This is a genomic window from Pseudomonas sp. FP198, assembly GCF_030687895.1.
In the GTDB taxonomy this organism is placed as follows: domain Bacteria; phylum Pseudomonadota; class Gammaproteobacteria; order Pseudomonadales; family Pseudomonadaceae; genus Aquipseudomonas.
This window is the reverse complement of record NZ_CP117452.1, coordinates 1,242,137-1,265,671: the sequence shown is the minus strand read 5'-3', so window position 1 is coordinate 1,265,671 and position 23,535 is coordinate 1,242,137. Positions and strand designations below refer to the sequence as shown.

The 23,535-nt window shown below is 62.8% G+C and carries 19 protein-coding genes; 13 read left to right on the top strand and 6 right to left on the bottom strand.

The features are described from left to right. Positions 1-29 precede the first annotated feature (29 nt). Complete coding sequence (locus tag PSH78_RS05880) at positions 30-2,732, top strand: [protein-PII] uridylyltransferase (RefSeq protein WP_305499088.1); 2,703 nt, start codon at positions 30-32, stop codon at positions 2,730-2,732. Between the two features lie 137 nt (positions 2,733-2,869). Next, entirely contained in the window at positions 2,870-4,069 is a 1,200-nt protein-coding gene (dapC, locus tag PSH78_RS05875) for a succinyldiaminopimelate transaminase (protein WP_305499087.1), read from the top strand. Between the two features lie 229 nt (positions 4,070-4,298). On the opposite strand, the gene PSH78_RS05870 is transcribed toward dapC, so the two are convergent. Further along, positions 4,299-5,942 carry a Na+/H+ antiporter gene (locus tag PSH78_RS05870; protein WP_305499086.1) on the bottom strand — a complete coding sequence of 548 codons (1,644 nt, stop codon included), beginning with the start codon at positions 5,940-5,942 and terminating at the stop codon, positions 4,299-4,301. Between the two features lie 267 nt (positions 5,943-6,209). Here PSH78_RS05870 and PSH78_RS05865 point away from each other — a divergent pair, with 267 nt between their 5' ends. From PSH78_RS05865 to PSH78_RS05850, 4 genes are all read left to right on the top strand, one after another. Beyond that, the gene (locus PSH78_RS05865) at positions 6,210-6,518 is read left to right on the top strand and encodes an arsenate reductase (protein ID WP_235195312.1); all 309 of its coding nucleotides are present in this window, start codon (positions 6,210-6,212) and stop codon (positions 6,516-6,518) included. Between the two features lie 33 nt (positions 6,519-6,551). Beyond that, positions 6,552-7,586: a 2,3,4,5-tetrahydropyridine-2,6-dicarboxylate N-succinyltransferase gene (gene dapD, locus PSH78_RS05860; RefSeq protein ID WP_305499085.1), complete on the top strand. Its 1,035-nt coding sequence runs from the start codon at positions 6,552-6,554 to the stop codon at positions 7,584-7,586. Between the two features lie 75 nt (positions 7,587-7,661). Then, positions 7,662-8,867 (top strand): aminotransferase class V-fold PLP-dependent enzyme, encoded by a 1,206-nt coding sequence (locus PSH78_RS05855; RefSeq protein WP_305499084.1) that lies wholly within the window; start codon positions 7,662-7,664, stop codon positions 8,865-8,867. Next, entirely contained in the window at positions 8,864-9,268 is a 405-nt protein-coding gene (locus tag PSH78_RS05850; protein WP_305499083.1) for a SufE family protein, read from the top strand. Before PSH78_RS05855 ends, PSH78_RS05850 begins: the two co-directional genes overlap by 4 nt. 121 nt (positions 9,269-9,389) lie before the next feature. Here PSH78_RS05850 and tcdA read toward each other — a convergent pair whose 3' ends face one another. Then, positions 9,390-10,202: a tRNA cyclic N6-threonylcarbamoyladenosine(37) synthase TcdA gene (gene tcdA / locus PSH78_RS05845; protein WP_370871066.1), complete on the bottom strand. Its 813-nt coding sequence runs from the start codon at positions 10,200-10,202 to the stop codon at positions 9,390-9,392. Positions 10,203-10,504: 302 nt separating this feature from the next. Here tcdA and dapE point away from each other — a divergent pair, with 302 nt between their 5' ends. From dapE to PSH78_RS05830, 3 genes are all read left to right on the top strand, one after another. Continuing rightward, positions 10,505-11,656: a succinyl-diaminopimelate desuccinylase gene (dapE, locus tag PSH78_RS05840; RefSeq protein ID WP_305499081.1), complete on the top strand. Its 1,152-nt coding sequence runs from the start codon at positions 10,505-10,507 to the stop codon at positions 11,654-11,656. Continuing rightward, positions 11,656-12,465 (top strand): putative RNA methyltransferase, encoded by an 810-nt coding sequence (locus PSH78_RS05835; protein ID WP_305499080.1) that lies wholly within the window; start codon positions 11,656-11,658, stop codon positions 12,463-12,465. Before dapE ends, PSH78_RS05835 begins: the two co-directional genes overlap by 1 nt. An 83-nt stretch (positions 12,466-12,548) precedes the next feature. After that, positions 12,549-12,926 (top strand): hypothetical protein, encoded by a 378-nt coding sequence (locus PSH78_RS05830; RefSeq protein WP_305499079.1) that lies wholly within the window; start codon positions 12,549-12,551, stop codon positions 12,924-12,926. 179 nt (positions 12,927-13,105) lie between these two features. On the opposite strand, the gene PSH78_RS05825 is transcribed toward PSH78_RS05830, so the two are convergent. Further along, positions 13,106-13,315 carry a cold shock domain-containing protein gene (locus tag PSH78_RS05825; protein WP_186611178.1) on the bottom strand — a complete coding sequence of 70 codons (210 nt, stop codon included), beginning with the start codon at positions 13,313-13,315 and terminating at the stop codon, positions 13,106-13,108. Between the two features lie 223 nt (positions 13,316-13,538). On the opposite strand from PSH78_RS05825, the gene plsB reads away from it, so the two are divergent. Both plsB and PSH78_RS05815 read left to right on the top strand, forming a co-directional pair. Beyond that, entirely contained in the window at positions 13,539-16,040 is a 2,502-nt protein-coding gene (plsB, locus tag PSH78_RS05820) for a glycerol-3-phosphate 1-O-acyltransferase PlsB (protein WP_305499078.1), read from the top strand. 96 nt (positions 16,041-16,136) lie between these two features. Further along, the gene (locus PSH78_RS05815) at positions 16,137-16,826 is read left to right on the top strand and encodes a DUF4197 domain-containing protein (RefSeq protein WP_305499077.1); all 690 of its coding nucleotides are present in this window, start codon (positions 16,137-16,139) and stop codon (positions 16,824-16,826) included. Between the two features lie 140 nt (positions 16,827-16,966). Here PSH78_RS05815 and PSH78_RS05810 read toward each other — a convergent pair whose 3' ends face one another. Next, complete coding sequence (locus tag PSH78_RS05810; protein ID WP_305499076.1) at positions 16,967-20,032, bottom strand: efflux RND transporter permease subunit; 3,066 nt, start codon at positions 20,030-20,032, stop codon at positions 16,967-16,969. A gap of 6 nt (positions 20,033-20,038) precedes the next feature. Next, complete coding sequence (locus PSH78_RS05805) at positions 20,039-21,139, bottom strand: efflux RND transporter periplasmic adaptor subunit (protein ID WP_305499075.1); 1,101 nt, start codon at positions 21,137-21,139, stop codon at positions 20,039-20,041. Positions 21,140-21,233: 94 nt separating this feature from the next. On the opposite strand from PSH78_RS05805, the gene PSH78_RS05800 reads away from it, so the two are divergent. After that, positions 21,234-21,869, top strand: a complete 636-nt coding sequence (locus tag PSH78_RS05800) for a TetR/AcrR family transcriptional regulator (protein ID WP_305499073.1) — start codon at positions 21,234-21,236, stop codon at positions 21,867-21,869. A 168-nt stretch (positions 21,870-22,037) separates the two neighbouring features. Here the strand turns inward: PSH78_RS05800 and PSH78_RS05795 are convergent, their stop codons facing one another. After that, positions 22,038-22,820, bottom strand: coding sequence for a class I SAM-dependent methyltransferase (locus tag PSH78_RS05795; RefSeq protein WP_370871065.1), 783 nt, complete (start codon positions 22,818-22,820; stop codon positions 22,038-22,040). A 91-nt stretch (positions 22,821-22,911) separates the two neighbouring features. Here PSH78_RS05795 and PSH78_RS05790 point away from each other — a divergent pair, with 91 nt between their 5' ends. Further along, complete coding sequence (locus tag PSH78_RS05790; RefSeq protein ID WP_305499072.1) at positions 22,912-23,532, top strand: energy transducer TonB; 621 nt, start codon at positions 22,912-22,914, stop codon at positions 23,530-23,532. Positions 23,533-23,535: the final 3 nt, after the last annotated feature.

Here is a 23,535-nt window from a genome sequence, read left to right as displayed (position 1 = left end):
TAGATATAGATAGAAAGGAAAGCCATTCAATGCCGCAGGTGGATCCCGAACTCTTCGACCGCGGCCAGTTCCAGGCTGAACTGGCCCTGAAGGCAAGCCCCATCTCGGCATTCAAGAAGGCGATCCGCCAGGCCCACGAAGTGCTCGACCAGCGCTTTCGCAGTGGCCGCGATATTCGCCGGCTGATCGAGGACCGCGCCTGGTTCGTCGACAACATCCTGCAAAAGGCCTGGGAGCAGTTCAACTGGAGCGAAGACGCCGACATCGCCCTGGTCGCCGTGGGCGGCTACGGGCGGGGCGAACTGCACCCCTACTCCGATATCGATCTGCTGATCCTGCTGGAGAGCGCCGACCACGAGATTTTTCGTGATTCCATCGAGCGGTTCCTCACGCTGCTGTGGGACATCGGCCTGGAAGTCGGCCAGAGCGTGCGCTCGGTGCAGGAATGCGCCGACGAGGCCCGCGCCGACCTCACGGTGATCACCAACCTGATGGAAAGCCGCACCATTGCCGGCCCCGAGCGCTTGCGCCAGCGCATGCTCGACGTTACCAGCACGGCGCACATGTGGCCGAGCAAGGACTTCTTCCTCGCCAAGCGCGCCGAGCAGAAGGCTCGCCATCACAAGTACAACGATACCGAGTACAACCTGGAACCCAACGTCAAAGGCTCGCCGGGCGGGCTGCGGGACATCCAGACCATCCTGTGGGTCGCCCGTCGCCAGTACGGCACGCTGAACCTGCGCGCCCTGGCCGGCGAAGGTTTCCTGGTGGAAAGCGAGAACGCCCTGCTGGCCTCCTCCCAGGAATTCCTCTGGAAGGTCCGCTACGCGTTGCACATGCTCGCCGGGCGCTCCGAGGACCGCCTGCTGTTCGATCACCAGCGCTCCATCGCCGGCCTGCTGGGTTTCGAAGGCCAGGACGCCAAGCAGTCCATTGAAAACTTCATGCAGCAGTACTACCGCGTGGTGATGAGCATCGCCCAGCTCAGCGAACTGATCATCCAGCACTTCGAGGAAGTCATCCTCGCGCCGGAAGACGAGGCGCCGCCGCAGCCGATCAACTCCCGGTTCCAGTTGCACGACGGCTACATCGAGGCGCGCCACGCCAACGTGTTTCGCCGCACGCCGTTTGCCATGCTCGAGATTTTCGTGCTCATGGCCCAGCAGCCGGAAATCAAGGGCGTGCGCGCCGACACGATCCGCCTGCTGCGGGAAAACCGTCACCTGATCGATGACGACTTTCGCCACGATATCCGCAACACCAGCCTGTTCATCGAGCTGTTCAAGTGCAAGATCGGCGTGCACCGCAACCTGCGGCGCATGAACCGCTACGGCATCCTCGGGCGGTATCTGCCGGAGTTCGGCTACATCGTCGGGCAAATGCAGCACGACCTGTTCCACATCTATACGGTCGATGCGCACACGCTGAACCTGATCAAACACCTGCGCAAGTTGCAGTACACCCAGGTGTCGGAGAAATTCCCGCTGGCCAGCAAGCTCATGGCCAAGCTGCCCAAGCCCGAGCTGATCTACATGGCGGGGCTGTATCACGACATCGGCAAGGGCCGCCAAGGCGACCATTCGGAGATTGGCGCGGTGGATGCCGAGGCGTTCTGCCAGCGGCACCAGTTGCCGGTGTGGGACAGCCGGCTGATCGTCTGGCTGGTGCAAAACCACCTGGTGATGTCGACCACCGCCCAGCGCAAGGACTTGTCCGACCCGCAGGTGATCCACGATTTCGCCCAGGCGGTTGGCGATGAAACCCGCCTGGATTATCTCTACGTGCTGACCGTGGCCGACATCAACGCCACCAACCCGACCCTTTGGAATTCCTGGCGCGCGAGCCTGTTGCGCCAGTTGTACACCGAGACCAAGCGGGCCCTGCGCCGTGGCCTGGAAAACCCGGTGGACCGCGAAGAACAGATCCGCCGCACCCAGAGCGCGGCCCTGGACATCCTGGTACGCGGCGGCACCGATCCGGATGATGTCGAGCAACTCTGGTCGCAACTGGGCGATGACTACTTCCTGCGCCATACCGCCGGCGATGTGGCCTGGCACACCGATGCGATTCTCCAGCAGCCGGCCGATGGCGGGCCGCTGGTATTGATCAAGGAAACCACCCAGCGCGAATTCGAGGGCGGTACGCAGATCTTCATCTACGCCCCGGACCAGCACGATTTCTTTGCCGTGACCGTGGCGGCGATGGACCAGCTCAACCTCAACATCCATGACGCCCGGGTCATCACGTCCAGCAGCCAGTTCACCCTCGACACCTACATCGTGCTCGACACTGACGGCGACTCGATCGGCGACAACCCGGCGCGGGTCAAGCAGATTCGCGATGGACTCACCGAAGCCCTGCGCAACCCGGCGGACTACCCGACCATCATCCAGCGCCGGGTGCCGCGCCAGCTCAAGCATTTTGCCTTTGCGCCGCAAGTGACGATCCACAACGACGCACAGCGCCAGGTTACCGTGCTGGAACTCAGCGCACCGGACCGCCCGGGCCTGCTGGCGCGGGTCGGCCATATTTTCCTGGAATTCGACCTGTCGCTGCAGAACGCCAAGATCGCCACCCTCGGCGAGCGGGTGGAAGACGTATTCTTCATCACCGACGCCCATAACCAGCCGCTGTCCGACCCGCAGCTGTGCAGCCGCTTGCAGGAAGCGATCGTGCGGCACCTGAGCGTCAACCAGGAACCCGACATCAACCTGACGCGCATCAGCATCTGAACGAACATATTCCCCCTGTGGGAGCGAGCCTGCTCGCGAAAGCGGCGGGTCAGTCATGGTTTTGTCGACTGACACAGCGTATTCGCGAGCAGGCTCGCTCCCACAAGGGGCAGTGCCCACATTGAACGAGGCCCCCGATGAACAACGCCCTGTCCCAGCTCCAGCCCTACCCGTTCGAGAAGCTTCGCGCCTTGCTCGGCAGCGTCACGCCCAATCCGGACAAGCGCCCGATCGCGTTGTCCATCGGCGAACCCAAGCATCGCTCGCCCGCTTTTGTGGCTGAAGCCCTGGCCGGCAATCTGGAAAAAATGGCCGTGTACCCAACCACCCTCGGCATCCCCGAGCTGCGCGAAGCCATCACCGGTTGGTGCGAGCGCCGCTTCAACGTGCCGGACGGCTGGCTCGACCCAGCGCGCCATGTGCTGCCGGTCAACGGCACCCGAGAAGCCTTGTTCGCCTTTACCCAGACCGTGGTCAACCGTGGCGATGACGCCCTGGTCGTCAGCCCGAACCCCTTCTATCAGATCTACGAAGGCGCAGCGTTCCTGGCCGGGGCCAAGCCGCACTACCTGCCGTGCCTGGACGAGAACGGCTTCAACCCGGATTTCGATGCCGTCTCGTCGGACATCTGGAAACGCTGCCAGATCCTGTTCCTCTGCTCCCCGGGCAACCCGACCGGCGCCTTGATCCCGGTGGACGTGCTGAAGAAGCTCATCGCCCTGGCTGACGAGCACGACTTCGTCATCGCCGCGGACGAGTGCTACAGCGAGCTCTACTTCGACGAACAGACCCCGCCGCCAGGCCTGCTCAGCGCCTGCGTCGAACTGGGTCGCAAGGACTTCAAGCGCTGCGTGGTGTTCCACAGCCTGTCCAAGCGCTCCAACCTGCCCGGCCTGCGCTCCGGTTTCGTTGCTGGCGACGCCGACATCCTCAAGGGCTTTTTGCTCTACCGCACCTATCACGGTTGCGCGATGCCGGTTCAGACCCAACTGGCGAGCATTGCCGCATGGAACGACGAAGTGCACGTCCGGGCCAACCGCGCGCTGTACCGGGAAAAATTCGACGCGGTGCTGGAAATCCTCAGCCCGGTGCTCGACGTGCAACGCCCCGATGGCAGCTTCTACCTGTGGCCGAACGTGGCCGGCGACGACGCGGCATTCTGCCGTGACCTGTTCGAACAGGAACACGTGACGGTCGTCCCAGGCTCGTATCTGTCGCGCGATGTGGACGGCGTCAACCCCGGCTCCGGTCGCGTGCGCATGGCCCTGGTCGCGCCATTGGCCGAATGCGTGGAAGCGGCGGAACGAATCCGCGCATTCATCCAGCGCCGGGGTTGATGGCTATCAAGCCGAAACGGACCGCTGTCGTGGCGAGGGAGCTTGCTCCCTAGCCACAGAGCCGTCGCTTCGACGGGACATTGTGTTCGGCTGATTTATCGCGAGCAAGCTCCCACAGTGGATGGGTGTTGTTCACAAACCTGTGCTTAAACTAATCTCCTGTGGGAGCGAGCTTGCTCGCGATGAGGCCGGCCCTCACGGCATCAAATCCAAGGCTCCGGCCCACTACTTATTTGCCCAAGCGCAAATTGGCCTCCGCCAAATCCAACTCCGCCAGCACCTCACGCAACACATCATCGCCAATCTGGTGCTCACGACTGAGCCGATACAACTCCAACCGCTGCGCTCGGTACGCCTTCAAACGCAATCGGCGCTCCAGCAAGTCCATCTCGAACGCCAGCGCCTGGGCTTCGGCCGAGTCGTTGAACACCTCAAGCTGATGACGATACTCGGACATCAGCCGCGCCTTGACCTCCGTCGCCAGAGCCGCCGTGGCCGCGTCAGGCGCGGCTGTCTCGGCGGGCTCCTCCACTTCCAAGGCATGAATCGCCGCTTCAGCGGTTTTACGCCAAGCCTCACGGACTTCGTTGCGGCGCTTGTCGTCCGGCCCCTTCTCGACGCCGCGCAACAGCAGGGGCAAAGCGATGCAAGCGGCGACCAGTGACAGCAGAATCACCCCCGCAGCGATGAAGATCAGCAAGTCGCGCTCGGGAAACGCCTCACCCGCCCCCAACAGCAACGGCACTGACATCACGCCCGCCAGCGTTACCGCCCCGCGCACGCCGCCAAACGTCAGCAACCAGCAAGAGCGCGCGGTCGGCACCAGGGTCAACTCGCCCTTGCCGCGCCAACGGCGCAACAGCCCGGACAAGCGCCAGATGCTTTGCACCCAGACAAAACGCAACACCAGCAGCACCAGGAAAATCGCCACCACATCCAGGCAGCGATAGAACAACATCGGCCACAACGTGGTCTCGTGGCTGGTCACGGCCTTGATGATGTCTGGCAACTGCAAGCCCAGCAGCAAGAAAATCAAGCCATTGAAGGCAAATTCCAACAGCGCCCAGACGCTGCGATTGAGCAACCGCGTGCCGGTCTGGCGCGGCAGCAAGTCAAGCCAGCTCTGCATCATCCCCGCCGCCACCGCCGAGAGAATGCCCGAGGCGCCCAGGCGTTCAGCCAGCACATAAGCGGCAAACGGCAGCAACAGCATGAACACCACATGGGTAGCGGGGTCGTCCCAGCCCCGGGCGATCATCCAAGCCCGCAGACGGCCCACCAGCCAACTCAGGGCCACGCCTACCAGCAGGCCACCGACAGCGACCAAGACAAAAGTCAGGCTGGCACTGGCCAGGGAAAACACCCCGGTGATGGCCGCCGCCACAGCGAACTTGAAAGTCACCAGGCCCGACGCATCGTTCATCAGCGCCTCGCCCTGGAGCATGTGCATCAACGGCGCGGGCAAGCGGTCCCGGGCAATTGCCGACACGGCCACCGCGTCGGTCGGCGACAGCACCGCTGCCAGGGCGAAGGCCACCGGCAACGGAATGCTCGGCAACAACCAATGGATGAAATAACCCGCCCCGACCACCGTGAACAACACCAGCCCGACCGCCAGCGTCAGGACCGGCCCGCGCAGGCGCCACAGTTCCCGCTTGGGCATGCGCCAGCCGTCAGAGAACAGCAACGGCGGGAGGAACAGAAACAGGAACAACTCGGGATCAAGGGCCACGTGCAGCCCCAGCGACGGCCAGGCCAGCACGGCGCCAGCAGCGATCTGCACCAGGGGCAACGGCAGCGGGATCAATCGTCCGACCAGGCGCGAGACGCCCACCAGCATCAACAGGATCAGGACGGTATAGGCGCTTTGCATAACAGCTTTCCAGTGACAGCCACACACATCCGGCAACAGCTTGCCGTTGAAGTGCCATATTAACCGCTTAGCATTGGCCTGGCCGTTACACCTATGTCGCAATCCACCTCCCACAGGTTTTTGCAGCGCATCAACCTGGGCCGCCGCGAAACCGTCCGGTCATGGCATAATCCTTCACCTTTTATTTCCAGCACCTGCAAAGGGGGCAGTTCCTTGACCGATTCAAGCAAAACGTTGCACCTTTTCGGCATCAAAGCCTGCGACACGATGAAAAAAGCCCGCACCTGGCTCGATGAACACGCGGTGCACTATGACTTTCACGATTACAAGACTGCCGGCATCGACCGTGAGCACCTGACCCAATGGTGCAACGAGCATGGCTGGCAAGTGGTGTTGAACCGTGCCGGTACGACCTTTCGCAAACTCGACGACGAACGCAAAGCCGATCTCGACCAGACGAAAGCCATCGAACTGATGCTCGCCCAACCCTCGATGATCAAGCGCCCGGTGCTCGATCTCGGTGACCGAACCCTGATTGGCTTCAAGCCAGATATCTATGCGGCAGAGATCAAGTAAGCCTGCCCAGTCCATTTTGTTGAGGTAATTTTCATGTCCACTACCCTGTTCAGCCTGGCCTTTGGTGTCGGCACTCAAAACCGTGAAGGCGCCTGGCTGGAAGTCTTCTACGCCCAACCGCTGCTCAACCCGTCGGTCGAGATCGTTGCCGCCATCGCGCCGATCCTTGGCTACAGCGAAGGCAACCAGGCCATCACGTTCACCACGGCCCAGGCCTCGCAACTGGCTGAAGCGCTGCGCAACGTCGACGCCGCGCAAGCCAAGCTGCTGACCCGCCTGGCTGAAAGCCACAAGCCGCTGGTCGCCACGCTGCTGGCCGAAGATGCCCAACTGGCATCCACGCCTGAGGCGTACCTCAAGCTGCACCTGTTGTCCCATCGCCTGGTCAAGCCTCACGGCCTGAACCTGGCCGGCATCTTCCCACTGCTGCCGAACGTGGCCTGGACCAGCCAGGGCGCGATCGACCTGGCCGAACTGGCCGAGCACCAGCTCGAAGCCCGTCTGCGTGGCGAGTTACTGGAAGTGTTCTCGGTGGACAAATTCCCGAAGATGACCGACTACGTGGTTCCGGCCGGCGTGCGTATCGCCGACGCCGCGCGCCTGCGCCTGGGCGCCTATGTGGGCGAAGGCACCACGGTGATGCACGAAGGTTTCGTCAACTTCAACGCCGGTACCGAAGGGCCGGGGATGATCGAAGGCCGGGTCTCGGCGGGTGTGTTCGTCGGCAAGGGCTCGGACCTGGGCGGCGGTTGCTCGACCATGGGCACCCTGTCGGGTGGTGGCAACATCGTGATCAAGGTTGGCGAAGGCTGCCTGATCGGCGCCAACGCCGGCATCGGCATTCCGTTGGGCGATCGCAACACCGTGGAGTCGGGCCTGTACGTGACCGCCGGCACCAAGGTCGCGCTGCTGGATGAGAACAACCAACTGGTCAAAGTGGTCAAGGCTCGCGACCTGGCCGGCCAGCCGGATCTGCTGTTCCGGCGCAACTCCGAGACCGGCGCAGTGGAATGCAAGACCCACAAGTCGGCCATCGAGCTGAACGAAGCACTGCACGCGCATAACTGAACCGCTTCACACCTCACCTGTGGGAGCAACCTTGCTCCCACAGGGTCCGGCGTAACTCCAGCAGGGCCCGAAAGCATGTTGATTCAATCCTCCTGGCGTGCCGATTTTCCGGCCCTCGCCGCCCTGCAACGGCAAGGCCAGACCTATCTGGACAACGCCGCCACCACACAGAAACCCCAAGCCCTGCTCGACGCCCTGGCGCATTACTACGCCAACGGCGCGGCCAACGTGCACCGGGCGCAACATCTGCCCGGTGCACTGGCCACCCAGGCGTTCGAGGACAGCCGGCTCAAGGTTTCCCAGTGGCTCAATGCGGGAAATTGCGGACAGATCGTTTTTACCCACGGCGCCACGTCGGCGCTGAACCTGCTGGCCTATGGGCTGGAACACCTGTTCAACCCGGGCGATGAGATTGTCATCAGCGCCCTCGAACATCACGCCAACCTGCTGCCCTGGCAGCAACTGGCCGAGCGCCGCTCGCTGGCGCTGGTGGTGCTGCCCCTGGATGCCGACGGGGTGATCGATACGGAGGCCGCCGCCAGGCTGATCGGTCCGCGCACCCGCCTGCTGGCGGTGAGCCAGTTGTCCAACGTGCTTGGCACCTGGCAACCGGTGCCGGCGCTGCTGGCGATGGCCAAGGCGCAAGGTGCGCTGACGGTGGTCGATGGCGCCCAGGGCGTGGTCCACGGTCGCCATGATGTGGAAGCGCTGGGCTGCGATTTCTATGTATTTTCCAGCCACAAGCTTTACGGTCCCGAAGGCCTGGGCGTGCTGTTCGGACGTACCGAAGCCCTCGCTCAATTGCGTCATTGGCAGTTCGGCGGCGAAATGGTGCAAACGGCTGATTACCACAGCGCCACGTTCCGCCCGGCGCCGTTGGGTTTCGAAGCCGGCACGCCGCCCACCGCCAGCGTGATCGGCCTGGGAGCGACGCTCGACTACCTGTCCGATCTCGACGGGCAGGCGGTTATCGATCACGAAACCGCACTGCACGATTATCTGCTTCACGGCCTGCTGGCGCGCAACGGCGTGCGGCTGGTGGGCAACCCACAACTGGCGCTGGTCAGCTTCGGCGTCGAAGGCGTTCATAACGCCGATCTGGCGCATCTGTTGACCGAGCAAGGCATCGCCGTGCGCGCCGGGCATCACTGTGCGATGCCGCTGTTCAAGCAATTGAAGCTTTCCGGGGCGATTCGTGTATCGCTGGCGCTGTACAACGACTCCGCCGATATCGAGCGGTTCTTCGAGGCGCTGGATCAGGCCCTGGAGATGCTGCGATGAGCCTGCCGGCCGATGCCGCTGCGGCGCTGCGGATTTTTCAGGACGCCTCCGGCTGGGAGCAACGCGCCCGGCTGCTGATGCAGTGGGGCGATCGCTTGCCACCGCTGAGCGATGCAGACAAGTGCGAGGCCAACCTCGTCAACGGCTGTGAAAGCCAGGTGTGGCTGGTGGGTCGGCTGCATGATGGGCACTGGCAGTTTTCCGCCAGCAGCGATGCGCGCTTGATACGCGGGTTGGTGGCGTTGTTGCTGGCGCGGGTCAACGGGTTGTCGGCTGAGGATTTGCGCCAGGTCGACTTGCCGGACTGGTTCAATCAGTTGGGGTTGTCACGGCAGCTGTCGCCTTCGCGCAGCAATGGCTTGAATGCGGTGTTGAAGCGGATGCGCGAGCTGGCTGGATAACCGCCAGAAGCATCGCGAGCAAGCTCGCTCCCACAGGGGATCAGGATATACGCAAATACCGCATTCAGCCCGATCCAATGTGGGAGCGAGCTTGCTCGCGATGAGGCCATCAGCCCCACCTTCAAACCTCGGGCTTAAGCCGGTCCGCCGGCCGCCGCACACCCGCGACGATCTTGTCCACAGCCTTGGTCGCCGCGACCATGCCGAACGTCGCGGTGACCATCATCACCGCGCCAAACCCGCCAGCGCAGTCGAGCTTGACGCCGTCGCCGACAAAACTCTTCTGCAGGCAGATGCTGCCGTCCGGTTTCGGATAGCGCAATTGCTCGGTGGAAAACACGCAGGGCACGCTGTAATGACGGGTCACCGTGCGCGAGAAACCGTAGTCGCGGCGCAAGGTGGAGCGCACCTTGGAGGCCAGCGGATCGTTGAACGTACGGTTGAGGTCGCAGACCTGGATCAGCGTCGGGTCGATCTGCCCGCCCGCGCCGCCGGTGGTGATGATCTGGATCTTGCGGCGCTTGCACCAGGCGATCAACGCAGCCTTGGCGTTGACGCTGTCGATGCAGTCGATCACGCAGTCGATGTTCGGCGTGATGTACTCGGCCATGGTGTCGCGGGTGACAAAGTCGGCCACCGCGTGCACGGTGCAATCGGGGTTGATCCCCCGCAGCCGCTCGGCCATCACCTCGACCTTGGGCTTGCCGACAGTGCTGTCCAGGGCGTGCAGCTGACGGTTGGCGTTGCTGACGCAGACGTCATCCAGGTCGAACAGCGAAATCTCGCCCACGCCACAACGGGCAATGGCTTCCGCCGCCCAGGAACCAACGCCGCCGACGCCGACAATCGCCACATGGGCCGCCCGCAGGCGCTCCAGGCCTTCGATGCCATACAAACGGGCGATGCCGGCGAACCGTGGATCTTCTGTACTCATGACCATTACCCCAAAAACCGGCGCGCATTATAGGGCTTTGCCGCAGCAATTCGAGCCGTTCGCAAAATGAAACTCCATCCTTCTTGTGGGAGCGAGCTTGCTCGCGATGGCGTCTGTCCACTCAATAGAGTATCGACTGATCCACCGCCATCGCGAGCAAGCTCGCTCCCACAGGATTTGTATTCCTCCTGTCCCGCACCAGGGGCCCATGGCGGTCGTTTTGCTATAAGATAACCGCCATTTTGCGCGAACCAGCCCGCGCCAGTAAAAGCCTTGCGTCCACACTATTTTCCGGAGTTTCCATGACGGCCCACGCCGACCTCTCGCCGACCCTGCAACTCGCCTGCGACCTGATCCGCCGTCCGTCCGTGACGCCGGTGGATGCCGATTGCCAGAAACTGATGATGCAGCGCCTGGGCGACGCCGGTTTTAAGCTCGAACCCATGCGTATCGAGGATGTGGATAACTTCTGGGCCAGCCATGGCAAGCATGACGGTCCGGTATTGTGCTTCGCCGGTCACACCGATGTGGTCCCGACCGGCCCGGTGCAGGCCTGGCAGCTCGACCCGTTCGATGCGATCATCGACGAACAGGGCATGCTCTGCGGCCGTGGCGCCGCGGACATGAAAGGCAGCCTGGCGGCGATGGTCGTGGCGGCCGAACGGTTCGTCGCCGACTACCCGGATCACCAGGGCTCGATCACCTTCCTGATCACCAGCGACGAAGAGGGCCCGGCCCACCATGGCACCAAAGCCGTGGTCGAGCGCCTCAAGGCCCGCCAGGAACGCCTGGACTGGTGCATCGTTGGCGAGCCGTCGAGCACCACGCTGGTGGGTGATGTGGTGAAGAATGGCCGTCGCGGTTCCCTCGGCGCAAAACTGACGGTGCGCGGCAAGCAGGGCCACGTGGCTTATCCACACTTGGCGAAGAACCCGATCCACCTGGCCGCGCCCGCCCTGGCCGAATTGGCCGCCGAGCACTGGGATCACGGCAACGATTTCTTCCCGCCGACCAGTTTCCAGATCTCCAACCTCAACTCCGGCACCGGCGCGACCAACGTGATCCCCGGTGACCTGGAAGCCGTGTTCAATTTCCGCTTCTCCACCGAATCCACCGTCGAAGGCCTGCAGCAGCGGGTCGCCGACATCCTCGACAAGCATCAACTGGACTGGAACATCGACTGGGCGTTGTCCGGCCTGCCGTTCCTCACCGAACCGGGCGCGCTGCTCGACGCCGTGTCGTCGAGCATCAAGGACGTCACCGGCCGCGAGACCAAGGCCTCCACCAGCGGCGGCACCTCCGACGGTCGCTTCATCGCGACCATGGGCACTCAAGTGGTTGAGCTGGGGCCGGTCAACGCGACGATCCACCAGGTCAACGAACGCGTGCTGGCCGCCGATCTCGACGTGCTGACCGAGATCTACTACAAGACGCTCATCAAGTTGCTCGCCTGATGCTCGCCTGCCCGATCTGCAATGAACCCTTGAATGCGGTGGACAACGGCGTGGCATGCCCCGCCGGGCATCGTTTCGACCGCGCGCGGCAGGGTTACCTGAACCTGCTGCCGGTGCAGCACAAGAACAGCCGCGACCCTGGCGACAATCAGGCGATGGTCGAGGCCCGCCGCGATTTCCTCAACGCTGGCCATTACGCCCCGGTCGCCCGGCGCCTGGCTGAACTGGCCGCCGAACGCGGGCCCGGACGCTGGCTGGACATTGGCTGTGGCGAAGGTTACTACACCGCGCAACTCGCCGATGCCCTGCCCGGCGCCGATGGCTACGCCCTGGATATTTCCCGCGAAGCCGTCAAGCGCGCCTGCAAACGCAACCCCCAGCTGACCTGGTTGATCGCCAGCATGGCGCGGGTGCCGCTGGCCGACGGCTGCTGCCAGTTCCTCGCCAGCGTGTTCAGCCCGTTGGACTGGCAGGAGGCCAAGCGCCTGCTCAGCCCCGGCGGCGGCTTGATGAAAGTCGGGCCTACCCGCGGCCACCTGATGGAGCTGCGCGAGCGGCTGTATGACGAGGTTCGCGAATACACCGATGACAAACACCTGGCCCTGGTGCCGTCGGGGATGGCGCTGGATCACAGTGAAACCCTTGAGTTCAAGCTCACGCTCGACAACGGCCAGGATCGCGCCAACCTGCTGGCGATGACGCCCCACGGCTGGCGCGCCAGCGCCGAACGCCGCGCCAGCGTGATCGAGCAGGCCGAGCCGTTCGAGGTCAGCGTGTCGATGCGCTACGATTATTTCGTTCTTCAGTAAATTTTTTATTCCGGGCCTCGGACAACTGTCCGGGGCCAGTTAAATCCGCGAATGGATTTTTCGAGACCGCAGTGAGGACATCCATGCGCCAACCCGATATCGAGATTTACCTCAAGGACGCCGACGTCGACCACAAGGCGATCGCCGCCTGGCTCGGCCAGGCCCTCGGCCCGTGCAGCGACTGGGTGCAGAAAGGTCAGACGTACAAGTGCAAGGCCGGCGACATCCCGGTGACCTGGTTGCCCAAGGCTGTAGGCAAATGGAACAGCCTGTACCTGGAAAGTGACCAGACCCCGTGGGAAGACGACATCGCCTGCGCCCGCGCCGCCTTCGCCGCGCTGAACGTCGAAGTGCGCTGCGCGCCGGGATCATGGGTGGAAGAAGAAGGCGAGGATTCGGCGGATCGCTGGATTCGCATCAGCGCCGATGGGGAAGAAGAGATTACCTGGAAGACGGCGTAAGGCTTGGAGGCATGCCACAATCGCCATGCCTATGAAAGATCCAATGTGAACAATGACCCTATGTGGGAGCGAGCTTGCTCGCGATAGCGGTGTGACAGTTGATGAAGTATTGGCTGATACACCGCTATCGCGAGCAAGCTCGCTCCCACAATGGGTTTTGTGTAGCCAGTGAATGCGGGTTACAACCCCACCACATCCTCAGCCTGCAAGCCCTTCTGCCCTTCCACCACCGCGTATTCGACCTGCTGGCCTTCGGTCAGTGAACGGTGGCCGTCGCCACGGATCGCGCGGTAGTGGACGAACACATCCGCCCCGCCTTCGCGCTGGATGAAGCCATAACCCTTGGCGTCGTTGAACCACTTCACACTGCCAGTTTCGCGTGCTGCCATGATGCTCACTCCCGTTCTTGTTTTCTGAGCCGGCTTTTCGAGGGAAAGCCGTACGCGCTTCAGCCGCCGTCCCACCGTCCGTCGGGAGGCCGGGGCAGTCACTGGCCGAGTATATGACACCCGGAAAAACTCTCAACTGACTTTACTTCGCCGCTTTTTTGCCGATTTTCGGTGAATCCGGCACACTAGTACCGCTTGCTCTATCCACTCACGCAGAAGCCGTATGACCCGCTCCCCGTTCCGCCGTCTTGTGTTTGGCACCCTGCGCCGACTGTTGTACCTCTGGGTTCGCTCCGAGACCATCAACCAGTCGTCCTTCACCCTCAACCTCGACCGCAGTCGTCCGGTGTTCTACGTCCTGCAAGATCCTTCGCTCACCGATCTGGCGGTGCTCGACACCGAGTGCACCAAGGCCGGCCTGCCACGTCCGGTGCTGCCCGTCTCGGTGGGCGGCCTGCTGGAGCCGGCGGCGTTTTTCTACCTGACGCCGGCGCCGGACTGGCTAGGGCGCCAGGACAAACGCGGTGCGCCGCCGACCCTGACGCGGCTGGTCGACGAACTGACCCACAACGCCGCCGAAGACGCCCAGATCATTCCGGTCAGCGTCTTCTGGGGCCAGTCGCCCGACAGCGAATCCAGCCCCTGGAAGCTGCTGTTCGCCGACAGCTGGGCGGTCACCGGGCGCCTGCGCCGCTTGCTGAGCATCATGATTCTCGGGCGCAAGACGCGGGTGCAGTTCTCCGCGCCAATTCATCTGCGCGAACTGATCGAGCACGACAAAGGCCATGAACGCACCGTGCGCATGGCCCAGCGGATCCTGCGGGTGCACTTCCGCAATCTGAAAGCAGCGGTGATCGGCCCGGACATTTCCCACCGGCGCAACCTGGTCAAGGGGCTGCTGAACCAGCCGCTGGTCAAGCAGGCCATTCTCGAAGAGGCCGAGCGGGAAAAGATCCCGGCCGAAAAAGCCAAGGCGCAGGCCCTGCGTTATGGCAATGAGATTGCCTCGGACTACACCTACACCGCGATCCGCTTCCTGGAAGTGGTGCTGAGCTGGTTCTGGAACAAGATCTACGATGGCATCAAGGTCAACCACATCGAAGGCGTGCAGAACGTTGCCCAAGGCCACGAAGTTATCTACGTACCCTGCCATCGCAGCCATATCGACTACCTGCTGCTGTCATACCTGCTGTTTCGCAATGGCCTGACCCCACCGCACATTGCCGCCGGCATCAACCTCAACATGCCGGTGATCGGCGGCCTGCTGCGCCGTGGCGGCGCGTTTTTCATGCGTCGCACATTCAAGGGCAACCCGCTTTACACCGCCGTGTTCAACGAATACCTGCACACGCTGTTCACCAAGGGTTTCCCGGTGGAGTACTTCGTCGAAGGCGGCCGTTCGCGGACAGGACGCATGCTGCAGCCGAAGACCGGCATGCTCGCCATTACCCTGCGTAGCTTTTTGCGCTCCTCGCGCATGCCGATCGTCTTCGTGCCGGTGTACATCGGTTATGAGCGCGTGCTGGAAGGCCGCACCTACCTCGGTGAACTGCGGGGTGCGAGCAAGAAGAAGGAGTCGATCTTCGACATCTTCAAGGTCATCGGCGCCCTCAAGCAACGCTTTGGCCAGGTCGCGGTGAACTTCGGCGAGCCAATCAAGCTGGCGGAGTTCCTCGACGGCGAACAACCCGGCTGGCGCCAGCAGGAACTCGGACCGCAATTCAAACCCGACTGGCTCAACGCGACCACCAACCGCCTCGGCGAACGTGTCGCCCGCCACCTGAACGAAGCCGCGGCCATCAACCCGGTCAACCTGGTCGCGCTCGCGCTGCTGTCCACCAGCCGTCTGGCCCTGGACGATCACGCCATGGCCCGCGTGCTGGACCTGTACCTCGCGTTGCTGCGCAAAGTGCCGTACTCGCCGCACACCACCTTGCCCGAAGGCGACGGCCAGGCGCTGATCGAGCACGTCAAAGGCATGGACCTGCTGTCGGAACAGAAGGATGCCCTGGGCAAGATTCTGTATCTGGATGAGCAGAACGCAGTGCTGATGACCTACTACCGCAACAATGTCCTGCACATCTTCGCCCTGCCGGCGCTGCTCGCCAGTTTCTTCCAGAGCAGCTCGCGCATGAGTCGCGAACAGATCCTTCGCTACACCCGGGCCTTGTACCCCTACCTGCAATCGGAGCTGTTCATCCGCTGGTCGCTGGAAGAACTGGACGCGGTGGTCGACCAGTGGCTCGACGCGTTCGTCGAGCAGGGCCTGCTGCGTTTCGAAAAAGATCTCTACCTGCGCCCGGCGCCGAGTTCGCGGCATTTCGTGCTGTTGACGCTGCTGTCGAAAAGCATCGCCCAGACCTTGCAACGCTTCTACATGACCGTCTCGCTGCTGCTCAACAGCGGGCAGAACAGCATCAGCGCCGAAGAACTGGAAGACCTCTGCACCGTCATGGCCCAGCGCCTGTCGATCCTGCATGGGCTGAACGCACCGGAGTTCTTCGACAAGAGCCTGTTCCGCCACTTCATCCAGACGATGCTCGACCTCGATGTCCTGCGGCGCGACGAAGCAGGCAAGCTGAGCTATCACGAACTGCTCGGCGAGCTGGCCGAAGGCGCGGCCAAGCGGGTGCTGCCGGCGGAAATTCGCCTGTCGATCCGCCAGGTGGCGTTGCACCGCAGCGAAGATGCGGCGGATCAGGGCGTTCCGACGGCTGCGGAGTGAACCCTGGGCGCCTGGTTGCATTCGGGCGCCCTGAATATGAAGATCCCTGGCAATGCCGTACGCTGATTCCCTTTCAAACGTTCAAGGAAAGTGCCCATGCTCCGCCCTACCCTCCGTTTCACCGGCCTCTGCGCCGGCCTGTTGATCTGCGCCAACGCCATGGCCCTGTCGCTCGGTGATCTCTCGCAGAAGGACGCCACGGGCGGCCTGAAGGATGCGCTCACCCAAGGCGCCCAGATCGCGGTCAAGCAACTGGGTAAGCCCGGCGGTTTCAGCAACAACCCCGAGGTGAAGATCGAGCTGCCGGGCAAGCTCGGTAAAGTCGCCAGCAAGATGAAGGCCTTCGGCATGGGCGCTCAGGTCGATCAATTGGAAACCAGCATGAACCAGGCTGCCGAAGCCGCCGTGGTGCAGGCCCAGCCGATCCTGGTGGATGCGGTGAAGAACATGAGCGTGACGGATGCCAAGGGCATTCTGAGCGGCGGCAACGACTCGGCCACGCAATACCTGAACAAGAGCAGCCGCGGGCAGATTCGCGCGAAGTTCCTGCCGATCGTCAAGCAAGCCACCGACAAGGTCGGCCTAGTCCAGAAATACAACGCCTTCGCCGGCCAGGCTGCGACACTCGGCGTGGTGGACACCAAGAGCGCCAACGTCGAGAACTACGTGACCGAGCAGGCGCTGGACGGTCTGTTCGAGATGATCGCCAAGCAGGAAGCAACGATCCGCCAGAACCCGGCGGCCGCGGCGACCAGTTTGGCCAAGAAAGTGTTTGGCACGCTCTAAGCCCTATCCGACAAATACAATACCTGTGGCGAGGGAGCTTGCTCCCGCTGGGGCGCGTAGCGCCCCCAGGTCTTTTGCGGTCGCTGCGCAACCGAGCGGGAGCAAGCTCCCTCGCCACAGGTCCGATGTGCGCCTGTGGGTCAGTTTTTCCTGACCCTGAACCACGCCGCATACAACGCCGGCAGGAACAATAGCGTCAACGCCGTCGCCACGATCAAGCCGCCCATGATAGCCACCGCCATCGGCCCGAAGAACAGGCTGCGCGACAGTGGGATCATCGCCAGGACCGCCGCCAGTGCAGTCAGTACAATCGGCCGGAAACGGCGCACGGTCGCCTCGATGATCGCCTGCCAGGGGGCGAGCCCCGCCTTGATGTCCTGTTCGATCTGGTCCACCAGGATCACCGAATTGCGCATGATCATCCCGGACAACGCGATGGTGCCGAGCATGGCGACGAAACCGAACGGCTGGCGGAACACCAGCAGGAACAGCGTGACGCCGATCAGTCCCAGCGGCGCGGTAAGAAACACCATCGCCGTGCGCGAGAAGCTGCGCAACTGCAGCATCAGCAACGTCAGCACCACCACGATGAACAGCGGCACGCCCGCATTCACCGATTTCTGTCCGCGGGTTGAATCCTCCACCGTGCCCCCGACTTCCAGCAGGTAGCCGTCCGGCAACTCTGCGCGAATCGGGTCCAGGGTAGGGAAAATCTGTTGCACCAGCGTCGCCGGTTGCTCCTTGCCATAGATGTCGGCACGTACGGTCACACTGGGCAGACGGTTGCGGTGCCAGATCACCCCTTCTTCAAAGCCGTATTCCAGCGTCGCGATCTGCGACAGCGCAACGCTCGTGCCGTTGTCGGTAGGCACCGCCAGGCTCGGCAACAGTGACAGCTCGGTGCGCTCATGCACGGTGCCGCGCAGCAGGATCTCGATCAACTCGTTGTCTTCGCGGTATTGGCTGACACTGGAGCCGGTGAGGGAGCTTTGCAGGAAGCTCGACAGGTTGGCTGTGGTGACGCCCAACGCGCGGGCGCGATCCTGATCGATGTTGAGGTACACCACCTTGCTCGGCTCTTCCCAGTCCAGGTGGACATTGGCGACGTAGGGGTTTTCGCGAACCTTTGTCGCGACTTTCCGGGCAAGCGCGCGAACTTCTTCGATGTGCTCGCCCGTCACCCGGAACTGCACCGGATACCCTACTGGCGGGCCGTTTTCCAGGCGTGTGACCCGCGAGCGCAGGGTCGGGAACTGCTCGTTCAGTGTGCTGATCAGCCAACTGCGCAGGGGCTCGCGGTCTTCGATGGTCTTGGCCAGCACGACGAATTGGGCAAAGCTCGGCGCCGGCAGTTGTTGATCCAGCGGCAAGTAGAAGCGTGGTGAGCCGGTGCCGACGTAGGCCACGTAATTGTCGATACCGGCGTGGTCCTTGAGCAGCGCTTCAAGGCGCTTGACCTGCTCCGCTGTGTTGACCAGCGAAGCGCCTTCGGCCAGTTTCAGGTCGACCATCAGCTCCAGTCGTCCCGACGCCGGGAAAAACTGCTGCGGGACAAAACGGAACAGCACCACCGAGCCAACGAACAACAACACGGTCAAGGTGATCACCGTCTTGCGTCGACGCACGCACCATTCCACCGTTCGCCGGACTCGCTGATAGAACGGCGTGCCGTAGGGGTCCGGCTGGCCGTCAGCGGTGCCATGCCTGGCTGCGTGAATCTTCGCCAGGTCCGGCAGGAGTTTTTCCCCGAGATACGGCACGAATACCACCGCGGCCACCCACGAAGCGAGCAGTGCGAGGGTCACCACCTGGAAAATCGAACGGGTGTACTCACCGGTGCCCGATTGCGCGGTGGCGATCGGCAAGAACCCCGCCGCTGTGATCAGGGTACCGGTGAGCATCGGGAACGCCGTGCTGGTCCAGGCAAAGCTGGCCGCCTTGATCCGGTCGTAGCCCTGCTCCATCTTGATGGCCATCATCTCCACCGCGATGATCGCATCGTCCACCAACAGCCCCAGCGCCAACACCAACGCGCCAAGGGAAATCTTGTGCAAACCGATGCCCAGGTAATACATCGCGGCGAAGGTCATCGCCAAGACCAGCGGAATCGCCAGCGCCACCACCATTCCGGTGCGCAGGCCCAGGGAAAAGAAGCTCACCAGCAACACGATCGTCAGTGCTTCCACCAGTACCTGGACAAACTCGCCGACGCCGGTCTTCACCGCAGCCGGCTGGTCGGAAACCTTGCGCAGTTGCATGCCCGCCGGCAGGGTGTTCTGGATGCGGGCAAACTCGGCTTCGAGGGCCTTGCCGAGGATCAGGATGTCGCCGCCCTCCTTCATCGCCACGGCCAGACCGATGGCGTCCTCCGCCATGAAGCGCATGCGCGGCGCCGGTGGATCATTGAAGCCGCGACGAACATCGGCCACGTCACCGATGCGGAAGGTCCGGTCGGCCACGCGGATCGGAAAGTCACGGATCTCTTCCACGGTCTGGAAATTCCCCGAGACCCGGAGCTGCAATCGCTCGCTGCCGGTCTCGAAGAAGCCGGCGGTCGATACCGCGTTCTGCGCCTGCAGAGCCTGCTGGACAGCCGCCAGGGGCAAGCCGAGGGTCGCCAGCTTCACGTTCGACAGCTCGACCCAGATTTTCTCGTCCTGCAGGCCGACCAACTCGACCTTGCCCACGTCCTTGACCCGCTGCAGCTGGATCTGGATACGGTCGGCGTAATCCTTGAGCACGCCATAATCGAAGCCGTCGCCGGTGAGCGCGTAGATATTGCCGAAGGTAGTGCCGAACTCATCGTTGAAGAACGGTCCCTGGATACCGGGCGGCAAGGTCTGCCGGATATCGCCGATCTTCTTGCGGATCTGGTACCACAGCTCGGGAATCTGCCTGGAATGCATGGAGTCGCGAGCCGCAAAAGTCACCTGGGATTCTCCCGGGCGGGAAAACGAGACGATCTTTTCGTAGTCGCCGGTTTCCATGAGCTTCTTTTCGATACGCTCGGTGACCTGGCGCGACACTTCCTCGGCCGTGGCCCCTGGCCAGACGGTTCGGATGACCATGGCCTTGAAGGTGAATGGCGGATCTTCGCTCTGACCCAGCTTGGTGTAGGAAAGCGCGCCGACGATCGCCAGCAAAAGCATCAGGAACAGTACGATCTGGCGGTTACGCAACGCCCATTCGGAGAGATTGAAGCCCATCGGGGATTACTCCTTGGCCGCCAGGTTGACCACGCGATTGGAGCGATCCACCGGCCGTACCTGCTGGCCGTCCAGAAGCACATGCACGCCAGCAGCCACCACCCAGTCATTGGCGCTCAGGCCTTCGAGCACCGGCACGGTCTTTTCACCGAAGGCGCCAACGCGCACCGGGACTTTCCTGAGCGTGTTGTCGGGCTTGACCACCCAGACGAAGGTGGCGCCGTTCTCGGCGGTGAGGGCCGACAATGGCACCGACAGCGGCGCCTTTTCAGCGGTCTGGATAAACACCCGGGCGCTCTGGCCCAGTTCCGCCGGGACGCTGCCCGCGGTGAAGGCGACGCGAGCGGCGAAGGTACGGGATTTCGGATCGGCGGCCGGCGAGAGTTCGCGGATGCGTCCGCTGAAGCGCTGATCGGGCTGGCTCCACAACTCCACCGACACTGGCTGGCCGATCTTGAACCGACCAAATCCCTGCTCCGGCAGGCTGATCAACACTTCACGCTCGCCATCGGTGGCCAAGGTGAAGACGGTCTGTCCAGCCGACACCACCTGACCGACTTCCACCGCCCGCCGGGCCACCACGCCGTCCTGGGGTGCACGCAACACCGAATAGCTGGCCTGGTTGCTGGCAACGTCGAATTCGGCCTTGATCTGCTTGAGCCGCGCGGCACCGGAGCGATAGAGATTCTCGGCGTTGTCGTATTGTGAGCGGCTGACCATCTGCCGTTCCATCAAGGTCTTGTAGCGGTCACGCTCGGCTTTCACCAGGCTCAGGTTGGCCTCGGCCGCGGCGACCTGGGCCCGGCTCGCTTCCAGTTGCAGGCGCACATCCTCGGGGTCGAGTTCGGCCAGCGCCTGGTTGGCCTTGACCCGCTGGCCCTCTTCCACCAGCCGGCGGCTTACTTTGCCGCCAATGCGAAACGCCAGGTCCGGCTCGAACCGCGCCCGTACTTCGCCGGGATAACTGTCCATCGCCTGGGCCGAAGGCTCCGGCTTGACGACCATCGCTGGGCGCACGGCGACCGGCGTCGGCTCCTCATGACCGCACGCAGACAATAAAAAAGCCAGGCTGACTGGCACGGCGAGGGGCAGGACATAGCGGAACATGGTGGATGACCTTTCGCTAATGATGCTTGGAATAATTATACTGGCGAGTATGTTATTAATAGCAAACTCACCAGTCCAGTATTAAAAGCGAATAATGTCGAACAATCCTCCCTCCTCCAGCGGCCCTGGTCGTCCCAAGGATCTGGCCAAGCGCCAGGCCGTTCTCGAGGCCGCGAAACGCCTGTTCCTGAGCCTGGGCTACGCCAGCACCAGCATGGACGCCGTGGCCACCGAGGCCGGCGTCTCGAAGCTGACCGTCTACAGCCATTTCAATGACAAGGAAACGCTGTTTTCCGCCGCCGTGATTGCCAAGTGCGAGGAACAGGTGCCGCCGCTTTTCTTCGAATGGGCCGACGGTGTTCCGATTGAACACGTGCTGCTGAACATCGCCCGCGGCTTCAACCAACTGATCAACAGCGACGAATCGGTGAACCTGCATCGGCTGATGGTGGCGCTGGGTAGCCAGGATCCGAAACTCTCGACCATTTTCTACCAGGCCGGCCCGCAGCGAATGCTTTCAGAGATGGAAAGGTTGCTGACCAAGATCGACCAGAGCGGCGCCCTGAGCATCGACAAACCGCGCAACGCCGCCGAACATTTCTTCTGCCTGATCAAGGGCGCGGCGAACTTCAGGTTGCTGTACGGCTGCGACGGGCCGCAGGACGCCGAAGCGGCCGAAGCGCATGTGCAGGAAGTGGTGGGGTTGTTTGTGCGGGCTTATCGGCCTTAGTTCGACCGGTCACTTTCGCTGGCTGGGAGGGCCTCTTCGCGAGCAGGCTCGCTCCCACAGGAGGACGGTGGTGAATATGGATTCTGTGAACAGCTCCCTACCACAGGGTTGAGAGTGCCAAAGTCCAATGTGGGAGCGAGCCTGCTCGCGAATGAAGTCACCCCGGTCTCAAGCCTTGAGCGCTTTCTTCGGATAGATATCGTACCGACTGGACTTGCCTTCCAGCCCATGGCTCGGCTTCGGCCCTTCAATGCAGGGTGCCTTGCGCGGGCGCTTGACCACCACCCGGTGGGTCGCCAACGCCAGCGCGGCGGCAAGCAGCGCCGGGGCGTCGGTATCATCGCCCACCAGCGGGCGGAACAGGCGCATCTCTTTTTTCACCAGGGCGGTTTTCTCCCGATGGGGAAACATCGGGTCCAGGTAGATCACCTGGGGCGGCTCGCCTTGCCAGTTGCGCATCACTTCGATGGAATTGCCCTTGAGCAAGCGCATCCGCGCCACAATTGGCGCCACATCGAAATCTTCCGCACCGCGAGCCAGGCCATCCTCCAGCAAAGCACCGATCAAGGGTTGGCGCTCGATCAGGCTCATCTCGCAACCGAGACTCGCCAGCACGAACGCATCCTTGCCCAACCCCGCCGTGGCATCCAGCACTCGCGGACGGACACCCTGGGCGACACCGACTGCCTTGGCGATCATCTGGCCACTGCCGCCCCCGTACAGGCGACGATGGGCTGCGCCGCCCTCGACGAAATCCACGCGCACCGGTCCCGGCGCATCGGGACCCAGCTGCTGCAATTGCAACCCGTGCTCGCCGACCTGCAAGGCGAACTCGCCGTCATCCATCTGCAACGGCAGGCCGAGCTGTTCGGCCCACTGCTCGGCGCGGGGCTGGAACGCCGGGGCCAGAGCCTCGACGTGGATGCGGCAAGCCGCGGGTTGCTCAATCATGAAAACATGCTCAAAAAATTAAGGATCGGCAAAAACGGCCGATAACAACGGTGAACGGCATTTTGCCAGAGCTGAGCGTCGACCGAGAAAAATGTCAGACATTCAATCCACATCGATAGGCGTTATCTCCCCTTACGGCGATTACAGCCTGCGCAACACCCAAGCGCTGAGCGGCGTCAGTCACCTGTGGCAGGATTTTTTTGCCCGGGCCCTGGCCGACCAGTTAGGTGAAAACGCACCGGCGCCCGGCAGCTACCAGCCAGTCGCCCTCGATGAAGCGGTTGAACCGACCCTGGGCGCCGAGCTGCTGGAGCATATCGTCAGCCAGCGCACCTGCGACGTGACGGAAACCCAGGTCAAGCCACCCGAGCCGTTGTTCCTGCCGATCGCCGAGTTCGAACTCGATTTGCTCGACAAGCCGTTCCCGCCCTTCCCGCCAGAAGAAATCGTCGCACAGCAAAAGCAGCAGACCTTCGAGAGCAACTGGGTTCGCCCGATTGTCCTCGCCGCCGGTCAACCGTTGCCAGAACCGGGCCCGGCGCCACAGCCGCGTCGACTGCCCCTGCCGATTGCCGAATTCGAGCTCGACCTGTTGGACAAGCCATTCCCTCCATTCCCGGAAGAGGAACTGGTGGCACAGCAGAAACAACTGGACTTCGACACTCGCTGGGCGCGTCCGATCGTATTGCAGAACCTGCGCATCGCTGCCTGAGTC